At 73.8% G+C, this 15,657-nt stretch carries 9 protein-coding genes and 1 pseudogene; 4 read left to right on the top strand and 6 right to left on the bottom strand.

What is annotated here, in order from left to right; translation table 11 throughout:
* Positions 1–43: 43 nt before the first annotated feature.
* Entirely contained in the window at positions 44–1,945 is a 1,902-nt protein-coding gene (locus ABZ862_RS18790) for a glycoside hydrolase family 15 protein (protein WP_360959387.1), read from the top strand.
* 45 nt (positions 1,946–1,990) lie between these two features.
* On the opposite strand, the gene ABZ862_RS18785 is transcribed toward ABZ862_RS18790, so the two are convergent.
* Positions 1,991–6,421, bottom strand: a complete 4,431-nt coding sequence (locus ABZ862_RS18785) for an aminotransferase class I/II-fold pyridoxal phosphate-dependent enzyme (RefSeq protein ID WP_360959338.1) — start codon at positions 6,419–6,421, stop codon at positions 1,991–1,993.
* Positions 6,422–6,723: 302 nt separating this feature from the next.
* Here ABZ862_RS18785 and ABZ862_RS18780 point away from each other — a divergent pair, with 302 nt between their 5' ends.
* The 3 genes from ABZ862_RS18780 to ABZ862_RS18770 all read left to right on the top strand — a co-directional run bounded on the left by ABZ862_RS18780 (position 6,724) and on the right by ABZ862_RS18770 (position 9,430).
* Positions 6,724–7,296, top strand: a complete 573-nt coding sequence (locus ABZ862_RS18780; RefSeq protein ID WP_360959336.1) for a TetR/AcrR family transcriptional regulator — start codon at positions 6,724–6,726, stop codon at positions 7,294–7,296.
* 194 nt (positions 7,297–7,490) lie between these two features.
* On the top strand, positions 7,491–8,669 hold the full coding sequence (locus tag ABZ862_RS18775) for an acyl-CoA dehydrogenase family protein (RefSeq protein ID WP_360959334.1): 1,179 nt from the start codon (positions 7,491–7,493) through the stop codon (positions 8,667–8,669).
* Between the two features lie 2 nt (positions 8,670–8,671).
* A complete protein-coding gene (locus ABZ862_RS18770; RefSeq protein ID WP_360959332.1) occupies positions 8,672–9,430 on the top strand; it encodes an SDR family NAD(P)-dependent oxidoreductase in 759 nt (252 codons plus the stop codon).
* A 47-nt stretch (positions 9,431–9,477) separates the two neighbouring features.
* Here ABZ862_RS18770 and ABZ862_RS18765 read toward each other — a convergent pair whose 3' ends face one another.
* The 5 genes and pseudogenes from ABZ862_RS18765 to iolC all read right to left on the bottom strand — a co-directional run.
* Positions 9,478–10,266 carry a GntR family transcriptional regulator gene (locus ABZ862_RS18765; protein WP_360959330.1) on the bottom strand — a complete coding sequence of 263 codons (789 nt, stop codon included), beginning with the start codon at positions 10,264–10,266 and terminating at the stop codon, positions 9,478–9,480.
* Positions 10,267–10,348: 82 nt separating this feature from the next.
* Positions 10,349–12,220: a 3D-(3,5/4)-trihydroxycyclohexane-1,2-dione acylhydrolase (decyclizing) gene (gene iolD, locus ABZ862_RS18760; RefSeq protein WP_360959328.1), complete on the bottom strand. Its 1,872-nt coding sequence runs from the start codon at positions 12,218–12,220 to the stop codon at positions 10,349–10,351.
* An 11-nt stretch (positions 12,221–12,231) separates the two neighbouring features.
* Entirely contained in the window at positions 12,232–13,128 is an 897-nt protein-coding gene (gene iolB, locus ABZ862_RS18755; protein WP_360959326.1) for a 5-deoxy-glucuronate isomerase, read from the bottom strand.
* Between the two features lie 132 nt (positions 13,129–13,260).
* The gene (locus ABZ862_RS18750) at positions 13,261–14,148 is read right to left on the bottom strand and encodes a deoxyribose-phosphate aldolase (RefSeq protein WP_360959324.1); all 888 of its coding nucleotides are present in this window, start codon (positions 14,146–14,148) and stop codon (positions 13,261–13,263) included.
* A gap of 284 nt (positions 14,149–14,432) precedes the next feature.
* Positions 14,433–15,386, bottom strand: a pseudogene (gene iolC, locus ABZ862_RS18745) (5-dehydro-2-deoxygluconokinase); the annotation flags it as partial.
* Positions 15,387–15,657 lie beyond the last annotated feature (271 nt).

Genomic DNA, 15,657 nt, shown 5'->3' with positions numbered 1-15,657 from the left:
AATATACGCACACTAGTGCCGCGGGACGGCGACCATGGATGCACTGACCCCGCCCATCGAGGACCACGCCCTCCTCGGCGATCTGGAGACCGCCGCCCTCGTCGGCCGGGACGGCTGTGTCGACTGGCTCTGTCTGCCGCGCTTCGACTCGCCGGCCTGCCTCGCCGCGCTGCTCGGCACGCCGGACAACGGCTTCTGGCGACTCGCGCCCGTCGAGGCCCGCGACACCGGGGGCCGCCGGTGCGCAGGGCGGTCGTACCGCCCCGGCACGCTCGTCCTGGACACGCTCTGGCACACCGCCACCGGCACCGCGCGGGTCACCGACTTCATGCCGCCGCTCTCCCGACTGCCCTGTCTGGTCCGGCTGGTCGAGGGGCTGACCGGCGGGGTACGGATGCGCAGCGAACTGCGGCTGCGGTTCCAGCACGGGAAAGTCGTTCCCTGGATCCGGGCCGTGGACCACTGCACGGTCGCGGTCGCGGGGCCGGACGCCGTCTGGCTCGCCGCCGACGGCCCGCTGGGGGAGCCGTACCCGCGAGCGGCCACGGGCGCCCACGGCGTCGCCGACGTCACCGGCGGCCCGGACCTGCCGCAGTCCACGGTCCTCGACTTCACCGTCCCGGCCGGCCGCCGTCTGGCGCTGATGCTCGCGTGGGCGCCGTCGCACCTGCCCGAGCGGCCCCTGCCGCTGTGGCTGCCCGCCGAGACGATGCTCAAGGAGACGTGCGGCTTCTGGCGCCGCTGGGTGGCCGGGTGCCGTTACGACGGACCCTGGGCCGGGGCGGTCGAGCGGTCCCTGATCACCCTCAAGGCCCTCACCTCCGTCTCCACCGGGGGAATCGTCGCCGCTCCCACCGCCTCGCTGCCCGGCTGTGTCGGCGGCGTCCGTAACTGGGACCAGCGTCACTGCTGGCTGCGCGACTCCGCCCGTACCGTCCGCTGCCTGCTGCGCGCCGGACACCGCGAGGAGGCCGCCGCCTGGCTCGACTGGCTGGTGCGTGCCGTCGCGGGCGACCCCGCCGAACTGCAGGCCGTGTACGGCGTCGAGGGACGGCGGCTGCTGCCCGAGACGGAGGCGCCCTGGCTCAGCGGTCACCGCGGCTCGCGGCCCGTCCGGTTCGGCAGCCTCGCAGCCGGGCCGCCCCCGCCCGACGTCTACGGTGAGGTCATGGCCGCCGCCCACGAGGCGCTGAGAGCCGGGATCCCGCTGCCCGAGCACGCGTGGCGGCTGGTGGAGTCGTTGATGGCCCACCTCGCGCGGCACTGGCGCGAACCGGACCGGGGCCCCTGGCAGGTGCGCGGCCCGGACCGCCGGTTCACCCACTCCGGGGTGATGACCTGGGCCGCCGCCGACCGCGCCCTGGCCATGGCGCGACTGCTCGCCGCGGACGCCCCCGTCGGCGCCTGGGAGCGGCTGCGGGCGCGGGCGCACCGCGAGGTGTGCCAACGGGGCTGGGACCCGGATCAGCGCTCCTTCGTCCAGTCCTCCGGCTGCCGCGGCCTGGACGCCACCGCCCTGCTGATGCCCCGGCTGGGCTTCCTGCCCGCCCGCGACCCCCGGGTGCGCGGCACCGTCCTGGCCGTCGGGCGGGAGCTGGAGCACGGCGGCCTCCTGCACCGCTACGCGCCCGCCCGCCACGGGACGGGAACGCATCCGGTGGACGGCCTGCCGGGCCCCGAGGGCGTCCATCCGGCCTGCACCCTCTGGTACGCCGACGCCCTCGCCGCGACCGGCAGCGCCGCCGAGGCCCGGGAGGCCTTCGAGCGGGTCCTCGCGGTCCGCAACGACGTGGGCCTGCTGGCGGAGCAGTGGGACCCCGGCACCGGCCGGCAGCTGGGCAACATTCCGCACGCGGTCAGCCACGCGGCCCTGGCCGACACCGCGTTCACCCTGTCGCGGGCACCGTCCCCGGGGCGCGAGAGCCGTCATGGCCCGGCGGCGTGACGGTCCCGGGGCGGGGCCCGGCCGGCGGGACGTGCGGCCGCCGCCTCAGCCGCGGTGCCGCAGGACGCCGCGCTCGTCGAGGGCGCTCAGCGTGACGTTGAGCCGGTCGATGTCGGCGTCCGAGTTCAGCGCCGTGACCTGGACGCGGAAGCCCACCCGGTCCCGGGGGACCAGGGGGTGGGCGGCGAGGGTGACGTAGATGCCGTGCTCCCACAGCAGGGCGCCCACCGTGTCCAGGTCCTCGGGGTCGGAGAGCGGGATCTCCACGATCGGCAGCTCGTCGTGGCACGGGACGTCCAGCTCCAGACGGTGGACGTGGTCGAGCAGCCGCAGGGTCCTGCGGTGCAGCACGGCGCGGATCTCGTCGCCGCGGCGGTCGTTGACGTCCAGCCCGGCCCTCGCGGTGGCGAGCGAGGCGGTGGGGGACGGTCCGGAGTACAGGTAGGGGCCCGCGGCGGTCTTCAGCCGGTTCTTGAGCGCGGTGGGCAGCGCGAGAAAGGCGAGCAGCGAGGAGTACGCCTTGGAGAAGCCGCCCACGAGCACGATGCCGTCGTACGACTCGCCGGTGTGCCGTACGACGCTGTTGCCGCGCGAGCCGTACCGGCACGGTTCGTCCGGCCGGCGTTCACCGATGACGCCGAAGCCGTGCGCGTCGTCGACGTAGAGGGTCGCGCCGTGGCCGCGGCAGACGGCGGCCAGGGCGGGCAGATCGGGGATGTTGCCGGTCATGCTGTCGACGCCGTCCAGGCACACCAGCCGGGGGCCGCCGGACGGCGTGTCGCGCAACTGGGCGTCCAGCTGGTCGGGACGGTCGGTGTGGCAGCGGTGCAGGGCCGCGCCCTGGGCGCGGGCGGCCACGCAGCCGTCGTAGACGGTCTTGTGCGCGGTGGCGTCGACGAAGACGTGTCCCTCACCCGCCAGGACGGGGATCACCGCCGCGTGGATCAGGGTGATCGTCGGCAGCAGCAGGGTGTCCTCGGCGCCGAGCAGTCCGGTGAGCCGTTCCTCGAGGTCCGGGTAGAGCCGGGGGCTGCCCAGCAGCCGCGACCAGCTGGGGTGGGTGCCCCAGCGCCGTACCGCGGGCTCGACCGCGGCGATGACGTCGTGGTCCCAGTCCAGGCCCAGATAGTTGCAGGAGGCGAAGTCGATCAGCCAGTGGTCGCCGCAGCGGATGTGCCGCCCGCGCACCTCGTCCAGCACGGCGTCGCTCATCGGGCTGCCGCGCCGCAGCCGTTCGAGTCCGGGGCCGGCCGGGGCGGGCAGCCCGCCCGGGCGCGCGGCGGGACGGGACGGGCCGCCGGGGGCGTTCCCCGCCGCGCCCGGCCGGCCGGCCGGTTCGGAACCGCTGTCCTTCATCCGTACCTCCTCCTGACCGCCGTCCGGCCGCCGCGTGGCTCCCCGTTCCCCGTTCGCCGGGCCGGCCGTGCCGGACCGGGGGGCTTTCCGGCCACCGTCCGCGACCCGGCCCCCCTGCCCGTCCTGGCGCAGCAGGGCCTCCTCGCTCTGCCGCGCCGTCATCGGCCGTGCGAACAGATAGCCCTGGCCGAAGCCGCAGCCCATGCCGGCCAGCAGGTCCCGCTGGGCCGGTTCCTCGATGCCCTCGGCGATCACCTGGAGGCCGATGGCGTCCGCCATGTGCACGATGCCCTGGACGAGGGCCACCTGCCGGGGGTCGCCGGGCAGGCCGTCGATGAAGGACTTGTCGATCTTCAACACGTCGAGCGGGAACTCCCGCAGATACCGCAGCGACGAGTAGCCGGTGCCGAAGTCGTCCACCGCGATGCGGACCCCGAGATCCTTGAGCTCCTTGATCAGCCGGTCGAGGTGCGCGTCCCGCTCCATGAGCACCGACTCGGTGAGCTCGAGCTGGAGAGAGCTCCGCGGCAGCCCCGACACGTCGAGCGCCCGGCGCACCTCGTCCACGAACCCCGCCTCGAGCCACTGCCGGCCCGACACGTTCACGCTGACGTACGGCGGCTCGGCCTGGGCGACGTGCTGCTGGAGGCGGGCCATGTCGGCGGTGGCGCTGCGCAGCACCCATGCGCCCAGCGAGGCGATGTGGCCCGTCTCCTCGGCGAGCGGGATGAACCGGCCGGGCGGTACCGGGCCGCGCCGGGCGTGCGGCCAGCGGGCCAGTGCCTCGAAGCCCACGATGTCCGTCCCGGAGCTCCGGGTGAGGTCGACGACGGGCTGGTAGCGCACGGCGAACTCCTCCCGGGCGATCGCGCGGTCCAGCCGGGCCCGCAGATCGTGCCGTTCCACCATGCGCGAGCGCAGTCCCGGTTCGAACCGCCGCCACTGGAGCTTGCCGGCCTCCTTGGCGGCGTACAGCGCGAGATCGGCGAGGACCAGCAGCTCCTCGGGGTCCGAGCTGTCCTGCGCGGTGGCGATGCCCACGCTCGCGGTGACGTTGACGTAGGTGTCGCCGCCCAGCAGGAACGGCCGGTTGAGGCTCTGCAGCAGCTGCGCCGCCAGCAGTTCGGCGTCCACGGGCCGGTGGGCGTCCTCCATCAGCACCGCGAACTCGTCACCGCCGAGCCGGGCGGCGGTGTCGGAGCGGCGCAGCGTGTCCGACAGACGCTCGGCGACGGCCTTGAGGAGGTGGTCGCCCACGGGGTGGCCCAGCGAGTCGTTGACGATCTTGAAGTCGTCGAGGTCGATGAAGAGCAGACAGGTCAGCACGGACTCCCGCCGTCCGCGCAGCAGGGCGCGCCCGGTCCGCTCCAGCAGCAGGCTCCGGTTGGGCAGACCGGTCAGCGGGTCGTGGAAGGCCCGCTGGGTGAGCTCCTGCTCCAGCTGGCGCTGCTCGGTGACGTCCCGCAGGGTGACGACGAGACCGCCGATCGTCTCGTCGTGGCGCAGGTCGCGGCAGCGCACCTCCACCTCGATGCGCTCACCGTCCCGCAGCACCCACCAGTGGTCGTGGCTCTCCTGCCGCCGGGGCCGGCCGAGGGCGGCAAGGGTACGGTCCACCCGGTTCCGGTCGCGGGGGTCCACCAGCCTGCTCAGCGGGGTCCCGGTGAGGGCGGCGCTTCCGAAGAGGGCCCGCGCGGAGGGGCTGGCGTAGCGCACGGTGCCGTCGTCGCGGACGATCAGGATGACGTCCGAGGCGTTGCTCACCAGGGTGCGGAAGTACGCCTCGCTCTGTCTGCGGGTGACCTCCTGACGCAGTGCGATGCGGTCGCGCGCCAGACTCGCGTGGGAGGCGAGGATGTCCAGGGAGTCGCGCATCTCGGCGAGTCTGCGCTCGGGTCCTGCCGCCAGCAGCGTGCCCGAGGGGGTGCCTCCGGGATGCGGGGGCCTGCCCAGGGGGCAGACCAGCGCGGTCGGCAGGGGGCCCAGCCGGGCTCCGAGGTCCGGGCCGAGACGGACGACGGGCGTGATCAGACTGCCGGACGGCACGGTGTCGTCCGGTCCGGCGAGCCGCCGGTACAGCTGCTGGGCGTCCGGGGCCGTGAGCAGCAGGGTGCGGTGCGGGATCTCCGGGCCGAGCAGCTCGCCGACCGCGCGTGCGCAGGACCGCGTGATCTCGTCGGTGCTCACCGCGGACACCAGGGAGGCGGTCGCGGTGCCGAGCGCCTGTTCCCGGGCGAGCGCCTTGCGGTGCGCGACCATCATGGCGGCCAGCCGGAGGATGACCAGCAGGATCAGCACCGTGGAGAACACCGCGAGCACCGCCGTGTCGTGCACCGTGCCCCGGGCCTCGTCCAGGAGCAGCAGGCCCGGCGCGATCAGCGTGGCCCCGGCCAGCAGCGCCAGGCGCCGGGCCGGGGGCAGCACGGTCTGCGGGCGCGGTTCCGGACGGGTCAGGCGCACCATGTCGGGGTGCAGGGCGGCGAGTCCCCAGGCGGCGTAGAAGACGATCCAGCCCGTGTCCAGGAGGGTGCCGTGCTGCCAGGTGCCGTTCAGCTGCAGGATCCCGTAGACGATGTCGATGCCCAGCAGTGTCGCGGTGCCCAGGACGAGCAGCCGTACGGAACGGTTGCGCCCCTGGCCGGGGCTGGGGGCGAGCAGCCTGAGCAGCATGGCCAGCACCAGCACGTCACCCAGCGGGTACGCGACGCCGAGGGCACGCTGCTGCCAGGTCAGGTCGTCCGCCACGGCCAGCGGGTGCACCACGTAGACCCAGGCCGGAAGGGCGAGGGCCGTGGTCACGATCAGGGCGTCCAGGAGGCTCGGTACGTCGTGGTCCGCCCAGCGGTGCCGGACGAACCCGAACAGCCCGGCGGCGAACAGCGGGTAGACCGCGAGATAGCAGACGTCGGCGGGGGAGGGGTACGGGTTCACGGCCTGGAAGTACGACTCGGCGACGTTGTAGTAGGTGTCGCCCACGGCGAAGAGCAGCAGCCCGGCGGCGAGCGCCAGCCAGGGCCAGGGGTGGTCGGGCCGGTGCACACGGATCCCGGCGAGCACGGCGGCGACGCCGCTGACCCCGATCACCGCCCACAGCGGCGTCCCCAGGACCGGGACCGTCATGTACAGAGCGGTGACGATTCCGACCGTCGCGAGAAAGGCGGCTCTCAGCCGCCGGGCGGAGGACACGGTCGAGCGCCTCCCCCTGTTTCCGGAGGAGCGCAGCCGGGCGATCGGAAGGGCCCGGCCCGGGCGTTTCATCCCCCGATCGTAGGCACACCCCGTGGGGCACGCATCCCGGCACGGGCCCGGCGGCCCGGAGCGCCGGGGTGTCCGGAGCGGTGCCGGCGGCGTCCCGCCGTTCGTCCCCTGGCCGGGGCCGTCCGCCGGCCCGTCCGCCCCGCGGACGTCGTTAACCTGGGATCATGCCGTCCCCGCGCCGTACCGCCCGCCAGTCCGATCTGCTCCAGCGCCTGGTCGCCCTGCTGACGGCGGAGGGGTTCGCCGGTCTGACGCTGGACGACCTGGCGGAACGGCTGCACTGCTCCAAGACGACGCTGTACCAGCTGGCCCGCAGCAAGCAGGGCCTGGTCGTGGAGGCCGTCAAGCACTACTTCCGCGGGGCGACCGAGGCCGTGGAGAAACGGGTCGCCGCGACCTCGGACCCCGCCGAGCGGGTGCGGTCCTATCTCACCGCCGTCGCCGAACAGCTGCGCCCGCTGTCCCGGCGGTTCCTCGACGACGTGGCGCTGTTCCCGCCCGCGCGCGAGGTCTACGAGGCGAACACCCGGATGGCCGCCGAGCGGGTGCGGCAGCTGATCGCCGAGGGGGTGTCCGGCGGTGTCTTCCGCGAGGTGCACGCCGCGTTCGTGGGGGAGGTCGCGGCGGCCACCATGCGGCAGATCCAGCAGGGGGAGCTGGGGGCGCGCACCGGGCTGAGCGACGCGGAGGCGTACGAGCAGCTCGCGTCGCTGATCGTGCACGCGGTGGCGACCTGACCCGCGGGGGATCGCCCCCGCCGCCCCTTCCCTCTCCCGTCCCCGGGGGCCGCGCCCCCGGACCCCCTTGCACGCCCTTGCCGCTCGTCCTCCGGACCCCGCCCTGGGACCCCGCCCGTGGTCCGTTGCCCCCGCGTGCCGTACGCTGAACGATACTGACGTACCTCTCTCAGTATCGTTCCGCGGAGGCCGCCATGCCTGCCACTCGCATCCTCCCGACCGAGGAAGCCGTCGACCTCGTCGAGCTCACCCGCACCCTCGCCGCCAAGGAACTCGCGCCCCGGGTCGCCGAGGCGGAGGCCGACGCCGCCTTCCCGCGCGAGGTGTTCCGCACCCTCGGCCGCAGCGGGCTGCTCGGGCTGCCCTTCGCCGAGAAGGACGGCGGCGCGGGCCAGCCGTACGAGGTCTATCTCCAGGTCCTGGAGGAGATCGCCGCCGTCTGGTCCAGCGTCGCGGTCGGCATCTCCGTGCACGCCCTGTCCTGTCTGCCGCTGGCCCGCTTCGGCACCGACGAGCAGCGCGGCGCCTGGCTGCCGGAGATGCTCGCCGGTGAGCTGCTGGGCGCCTACTGCCTCTCCGAGCCGCACGCCGGATCCGACCCGTCCGCCCTGCGCACCCGCGCGGTCCGCGACGGCGACGACTACGTCATCAACGGCACCAAGGCGTGGACCACGCACGGCGGCTACGCGGACTTCTACACCGTCATGGCCCGCACCTCCGACGACGGCGGCCACGGCATCTCCTGCTTCTTCGTGCCCGCCTGCACCCCGGGCCTGACCGCCGACCCGCCCGAGCGCAAGATGGGCCTGACCGGCTCGGCCACCGCCACCATGCGCTTCGAGGACGTCCGGGTGCCCGCCGAGCGCCGGATCGGCGCCGAGGGGCAGGGACTGAAGATCGCGCTCGCCTCCCTGGACTGCGGACGCCTCGGCATCGCCGCCGTCGCCACCGGGCTCGCCCAGGGCGCCCTCGACCACGCCGTGCGCTACGCCCGCGAGCGGGAGACCTTCGGCAAGCCGATCATCGAGCACCAGGGTCTCGCCTTCGTCCTCGCCGACATGAGCGCCGCCCTCGAGTCGGCCCGCGCCACCGCGCTGTCCGCCGCCCGGCTGAAGGACCGCGACCTGCCCTTCACACGCGAGGCGTCCATCGCCAAACTCGTCGCCACGGACAACGCCATGAAGGTGACCACGGACGCCGTCCAGGTCCTCGGCGGGTACGGGTACACGCGTGACTTCCCCGTCGAGCGCTATATGCGCGAGGCCAAGGTCATGCAGATCTTCGAAGGCACCAACCAGATCCAGCGCCTGGTCATCTCCCGGGCGCTCGACCGGAACGACGGCGGTGCGCTGACCGTCGTCGGCAAGGAGTGAGGATGCAGCTCGACAACACCGCCGCCCTCGTCACCGGCGGTGCGTCCGGCCTGGGCGCGGCCACCGCGAAGGCCCTCGCCGGGCACGGCGCCAGGGTCTTCGCCGTGGACCTCGAGGACGCCGTCGGCAAGGCGCCCGAGGTGACCGGGGTGAGCTACCTGGCCGCCGACGTCACGGACCCCGGGCAGGTGCGCGCCGCGGTGGGGGCGGCCGCCGGGGCCGGGGTGCCGCTGCGGACGGTGGTCAACTGCGCCGGGATCGGCCCCTCGATGCGGATCCTCGGCAAGAAGGGCGTGCACGACCTCGCCCTGTACGCCAAGGTCGTCCAGGTCAATCTGATCGGTACCTTCAACGTCCTCGCGCTCGCCGCCGAGGCCGTCGCGGAGACCGACGCCGACGAGCACGGGCAGCGCGGTGTCGTCGTCAACACCGCGTCCATCGCCGCCTACGACGGCCAGATCGGCCAGGCCGCCTACTCCTCCTCCAAGGGCGGCGTCGTCGGCCTGACCCTGCCGGCCGCCCGCGATCTCGCGCAGTACGGCATCCGGGTGTGCACCATCGCCCCCGGCATCGTGGAGACACCGATGCTGGCCACGGTCTCCGAGGACTTCCGCGCCTCGCTCGCCGCCGGGGTGCCCTTCCCGCAGCGCCTGGCCCGGCCCGAGGAGTACGCCCAGCTGGTCCTGACGATCGTCGGCCACGACTACCTCAACGGCGAGACGATCCGCATGGACGGCGCCCTGCGGATGGCCCCCCGCTGAGCCCGGCGCGGCTCACGACCGGATCACGACCGGATCATGACCGGCACTCATGGCCTGACCAGCAGCTGGAAGTCGAACGCGTACCGGGACGCACGGTAGAGGTGCGTCCCGTACTCGACCGGGCGGCCCGAGTCGTCGTAGGCGGTGCGCTGCATGGTCAGCAGTGCCGCGCCCTCCTTCTCGTCGAGCAGCGCCGCCTCCTCGGCGGTGGCGTTGCGCGCGCCGACGCTCTGCCGCGCGCTGTGCAGGGTGATCCCGGCCCCGCGCATCAGCCGGTACAGACCCGCCGACTCCAGCCGGTCGGTGGCCGGTTCGAGCAGGGCCGCCGGGAGGTAGTTGGTCAGGAACGCCACCGGCCGGCCGTGTGCCGAGCGCAGCCGCTCCAGCACCGTCACCTCCGCGCCCTCCGCGAGACAGAGCGCGGCGGCCACCTCGGCGGGGGGCACCGCGCGTTCGTTGCGCAGCACCCGGGTCGCCGGGTCCTGCCCGGCCGCTTCCAGGTCGTCGTGGAGGCTGCTGAGTTCCAGCGGCCGCCGGACCTGGCTGTGCACGACCTGGGTGCCCACCCCGCGGCGGCGCACCAGCAGCCCCTTGTCGACCAGGGACCGGATCGCCTGCCGCACCGTGGGGCGGGACAGCCCGAGCCGGTCCGACAGATCGACCTCGTTGCCCAGCAGGTCGCCCGGAGCAAGCACACCGTGCTCGATCGCCGCCTCCAGTTGCAGGGCGAGCTGGTGGTACAGCGGCACCGGACTGCCCCGGTCCAGCGTGAACCGGACCGGGTCCAGGGCCGCGACGGCCGCGGCACGGGTCCGGCCTCCCGGGGTTCTCGCCACCGGGCACCTCCTTCCGATCGGCAACGACGTTGCCGCGCAAGCGATATGACGGCCTGTCAATGTCCTTCTGTCATCAGGGTGTTCACAGGTGGCGGCGGCGTGCGGTGACGCTCCGGTCGTAGCGTTCGCGCGCCGCGACGGCGGCCTCGCGGGAGGCGGTCTCGGCGACCGGGACGTCCCACCAGGCCTCGGCCGGGGGAGCCGTCGGGGCCGGGTCGGTCTCGACGTAGACGCAGGTCGGCCGGTTCGAGGCGCGTGCCGCGGCGAGCGCCTCGCGCAGTTCCCGCACCGTCCCGGCGCGCAGTACGTCCATGCCGAGGCTGCCGGCGTTGGCGGCGAGGTCGACGGGCAGCGGGGCGCCGGTGAAGGTGCCGTCGGCGGCCCGGTAGCGGTAGGCGGTGCCGAACCGCTCGCCGCCCACCGACTCCGACAGGCCGCCGATGGAGGCGTACCCGTGGTTCTGGAGGAGGACCAGGTTGACGGGCAGGCCCTCCTGGACGGCGGTGACGATCTCGGTCGGCATCATCAGATAGGTGCCGTCGCCGACCAGCGCCCACACGGCGGTGTCCGGTGCGGCCTGCTGGACGCCGACCGCGGCCGGGATCTCGTAGCCCATGCAGGAGTAGCCGTACTCCAGGTGGTACTGGCGCGGGGAGCGCGCCCGCCACAGTTTGTGCAGGTCACCGGGGAGCGAACCGGCCGCGTTGATGACGACGTCGGTGTCCTGGACGACGGCGTCGAGCGCGCCGAGCACCTGCGTCTGGGTGGGTACGGCGTTCTCGTCGGCGGCCCGGTAGGCGGCCTCGACGACCTGCTCCCAGCGCTCCTTCCCGGCCCGGTACTCCGCCTCGTAGGCCGCGTCCACCCGGTGCCCGGCCAGCGCCCCGGTGAGCGCCGTGAGTCCGGCGCGGGCGTCGGCGACGACGGTGCGCGCGGACAGCTTGTGGGCGTCGAAGGCGGTGATGTTGAGGTTGACGAACCGGACGTCCGGATGCTGGAAGAGGGTGCCGGAGGCGGTGGTGAAGTCGCTGTAGCGGGTGCCGACGCCGATCACCAGGTCGGCGGTGCGGGCGAGTTCGTCGGCGACGGCGGTACCGGTGTGGCCGATGCCGCCGAGGTCGGCGGGGTGGTCGTGGCGCAGGGCGCCCTTGCCCGCCTGGGTGGAGGCGACCGGGATGCCGGTGGCGTCGGCCAGCGCCCGCAGGGCGTCCTCGGCCTCGCTGTGGTGCACCCCGCCGCCCGCGACGATCAGCGGGCGGGCGGCGGCCCGGACCGCGCGGGCGGCCTCCTCCAGCTCGCAGGGGTCGGGCACGGGCCGCCGGACGTGCCAGACGCGCTCGGCGAAGAACTCCCCGGGCCAGTCGTACGCCTCCGCCTGCACGTCCTGCGGCAGGGCGAGGGTGACGGCGCCGGTCTCGGCGGGGTCGGCCAGTACCCGCATCGCGTGCAGCGCGGACGGGATCAGCTGCTCGGGGCGGGTGACGCGGTCGAAGTACCGGGAGACCGGGCGCAGGGTGTCGTTGACCGACACGTCGGCCTCGACGGGGTGCTCCAGCTGCTGGAGCAGCGGGTCGGCCGCGTGGCCGGCGAAGTAGTCGCCGGGCAGCAGCAGCACCGGGAGGCGGTTGATCGTGGCGAGGGCGGCACCGGTGACGAGGTTGGTGGCGCCCGGCCCGATGGAGGTGGTGACCGCCTGCGCGGAGAGCCGGTTGAGCTGCCGGGCGTGGCCGACCGCCGCGTGCACCATCGCCTGCTCGTTGCGCCCCTGGTGGTACGGCATCACGTCGCCGTACTCCAGGAGCGCCTGGCCGACGCCGGCGACGTTGCCGTGGCCGAAGATGCCCCAGGTGCCGGCGATCAGCCGGTGCCGTGTGCCGTCGCGTTCGGTGTACTGCGCGGCCAGGAACCGCACCAGGGCCTGGGCGACGGTCAGACGGCTCGGGGAAGGGCTCATCAGGGCGGACCTCACTGGGACGGGGCGGTGGAGAGGGGCAGGCGGGGGTCGACGGGCCGGTCCGGCCAGGTCCCCCGGATCCAGGCGTGGTCGGGGTGGTCGCGGATCAGCCAGGCGCGGTCGGGATCCGGGCCCGCCATGACGTTGAGGTAGTACATGGCGTGGCCCGGCACCGCCATGGACGGCCCGTGCCAGCCGTCGGGGATGAGGACCACGTCGCCGGAGCGGACCTCGGCGAGCACATCGGTGTCCCGGCCCGGACCGGAGGGCGTGACCCGCTGGTAGCCGAGGCCGGGCGTGCCGTCGTGGGCGGCGAACTCGAAGTAGTACACCTCCTCGAGGACGGACTCCTCGCCGGGCCGGTGCTCGTCGTGCTTGTGGGGCGGGAACGACGACCAGTTGCCGCCCGGGGTGAGCACCTCGACGGCGATCAGCCGGTCGCACTCGAAGACCCCGGCGGCGCCGAAGTTGTTGACCTGGCGCGAGCAGCCGCCGGTGCCGCGCAGTTCGACGGGTACGGCGGAGGCGGGGCCGTAGCGGGCGGGCAGCCGCCGGGTGCAGCGGGCGCCGGTGAGCGCGAACCGCCCGCCGTCCGCGGAGGTGACGGTCACGCGGGCGTCGCGGGGGACGTAGGCGAAGTCACTGACCGCGCTGAACACATCGGCGCGGCCGTGCAGGGCGAAGGTGTCCCGGCCGAAGTCGTCGGTGGACGTCACGGTGCAGGCGCCGGACAGCGGCAGCACGATCCACTCGCTCCCGTCGGTGGCGAAGGTGTGCGAGCCGCCGGCCGGCAGCTCCAGCACCCGCAGGCTCGAGAAGCCCCAGCCGGCCTTCTCGGGGGTGACGTCGACGGCGTAGGGACCGTCGGCGGCCCGGCCTGCGGGCAGGTGGTGCGTACTCAGGGGCATGGGACGCGTCTCCGTTTCACAGCGGGCACAGGTACAGGCAGTCGCGGGCCGTGGCGGGCCGTCGCGGGCGTTTCACCGCACGCTGGTCCAACGCGGGCCGTCTCACTGCGGACGGTCTCACCGCGGGCGGTCTCACAGCAGGCCGACGGCCGTGTCGACCGCCTGCGCGACGGTGCCCTCGGCCGGGTAGAGCAGGGACCGGCCGACGACCATGCCCTGCACGGTGGGGAGTCTGAGGGCCTTGCGCCAGCGCTCGTAGGCCGCCGCCTGGACGTCCGGGCCCTCGCCGATCTCGCCGCCGAGCAGGACCACGGGCAGGGTGGAGGTCCCCAGGACCTCCGCCATGTCGTCGGGGTCGTCGGTGACGGGCAGCTTCAGCCAGGTGTAGGCCGAGGTGCCGCCGAGACCTGAGGCGATGGCGACCGACCTGGTGACCGCCCCGGCGGACAGGTCGTTGCGCACCCGTCCGTCGACGCGGCGCGATACGAACGGCTCGACGAACAGCGGCAGCCGGCGGGCCGCCATGTCGTCGACGGCGCGGGCGGCCGACTCCATGGTGGTGAGGGAGCCCGGGTCGTCGTAGTCGATGCGCAGCAGCAGCTTGCCCGCGTCCAGGCGCAGCCGTTCGATGTCCCGGGCGCGGTGGCCGGTGAAGCGGTCGTCCAGCTCGAACGCGGCGCCGGCGAGGCCCCCGCGGTTCATCGAGCCCATGACGACCTTGTTCTCCAGCACGCCGAGCAGCAGCAGGTCCTCCAGGACGTCGGCGGTGGCGAGCACACCGTCGACGCCCGGCCTCGACAGCGCGACGCAGAGACGCTCCAGCAGGTCGGCGCGGTTGGCCATGGCCAGCGGGCGGTCACCCACGGCGAGTGAGCCGCGGGCCGGGTGGTCGGCGGCCACGATCATCAGACGGCCCCCGGTGCCGATCAGCGGGCGCCGGGCGCGGCGGGCCCAGGCCTCGGCGACGGCCTCGGGGTGCCTGGCCCGGAGCGCGGGGAGATCGGGGATGGTGATGGTCAAGGAAGGCTCCGGTGGTTCGGGGTGGCCGGGCGGGCCGGGCGAGCCGGTGGCCGTGCGGTGGCCGAGGCGTCCGCGGCATCTCCGGCATCTGTGGCATCTGTGATATCTGCGGCGGCCGCGGTCTGTGCAGTGTCTGTGGTGTTTGCCACATCCGTGGCGCCTGTGAGGCTTGTGACATCTGTGACGGCCGTGGCATCTGCGACAGTCGCGCCGTCTGTGACCGCCTGCGACTGTGGGACACCCGGGGCATTTGTGACGCCTGTGACGGTGTCACCTCCCGCGGCGGACCGCTCCAGCAGGGCGTCCACCTCCGCCGGGGCCGGCATCGCGGAGGAGCAGGCGAGCCGGGAGGCGACGAGGGCGCCGGCCGCGTTGGCGTACCGCATGATCCGCTCCAGGTCCCAGCCGGACAGCAGCCCGTGGCAGAGCGAGCCGCCGAACGCGTCGCCCGCGCCGAGGCCGTTGACCACCTCGACGGGCACCGGCGGCACCTCCGCCGACCGGCCGTCGCGGTGCACGGCGAGCACGCCCCGGGGCCCCTGTTTGACCACGGCCAGCTCGACACCCGCCGCGAGCAGCGCCTCCGCGCAGGCGCGCGGCTCGCGCACCCCGGTGGCGATCTCGCACTCGTCGAGGTTGCCGACGGCGACCGTGGCGTGCCGCAGGGCCGCGGCGTAGTGGGGGCGGGCGGCATCGGGATCACGCCAGAACATGGGGCGCCAGTCGAGGTCGAAGACCGTGGTCCCGGCCTTGGCGCGGGCCTGGAGGGCGGCGAGGGTGGCGGAGCGGCTGGGCTCCTCGCTGAGGCCGGTGCCGGTCATCCAGAAGATCCGGGCGGCGCGGATCGCGGCGAGGTCCAGTTCGCCGGCGTGGATCTCCAGGTCGGGAGCCTTGGGGCGGCGGTAGAAGTACAGCGGGAAGTCGTCCGGCGGGAAGATCTCGCAGAACGTCACGGGCGTCGGATACTCCGCGACGGGGGTGACCCAGCGGTCGTCGACGCCGAACTCCTTGAGCGCCTGGTGCAGATAGGCGCCGAAGGGGTCGTCGCCGGTTCGGGTGACGACGGCGGTCGCGCGGCCGAGCCGGGCGGCCGCGACGGCGACGTTGGCGGCCGATCCGCCGAGGAACTTCCCGAATGTCTCGACCTGGGCCAGCGGCACGCCGGTCTGCAGCGGGTAGAGGTCGACTCCGATGCGGCCCATGGTGATCAGGTCGAAGGGGTGGGCGGTTTCGGCCATGTGCGACGCCTCTCGAGCTGCGGGGGATGCGGGCCGTGGGGGATGCTGCGGACCGGGGACCGACCGCCGGTCCGGGGGTCCTGCCGCTCTCCAGGTGTAGGTCCCGGGAGGCGGTCGTGTCAATACTTTGTATTTACATTCGGACCTATTTCGACATGATGTCTTAACAAAGTATTGACAGCGGTTGTCTCAGGGGCTTTGATCCGGTGCCAGCACAGCAGCCGGTTCCACGGCATACGATCCGGTGGTCGAGGATCACGGATTTCCGGGA

The sequence above is a fragment of the Streptomyces sp. NPDC047000 genome (assembly GCF_040644295.1).
In the GTDB taxonomy this organism is placed as follows: domain Bacteria; phylum Actinomycetota; class Actinomycetes; order Streptomycetales; family Streptomycetaceae; genus Streptomyces.
This window is presented reverse-complemented; position numbering and strand designations above follow the sequence as displayed.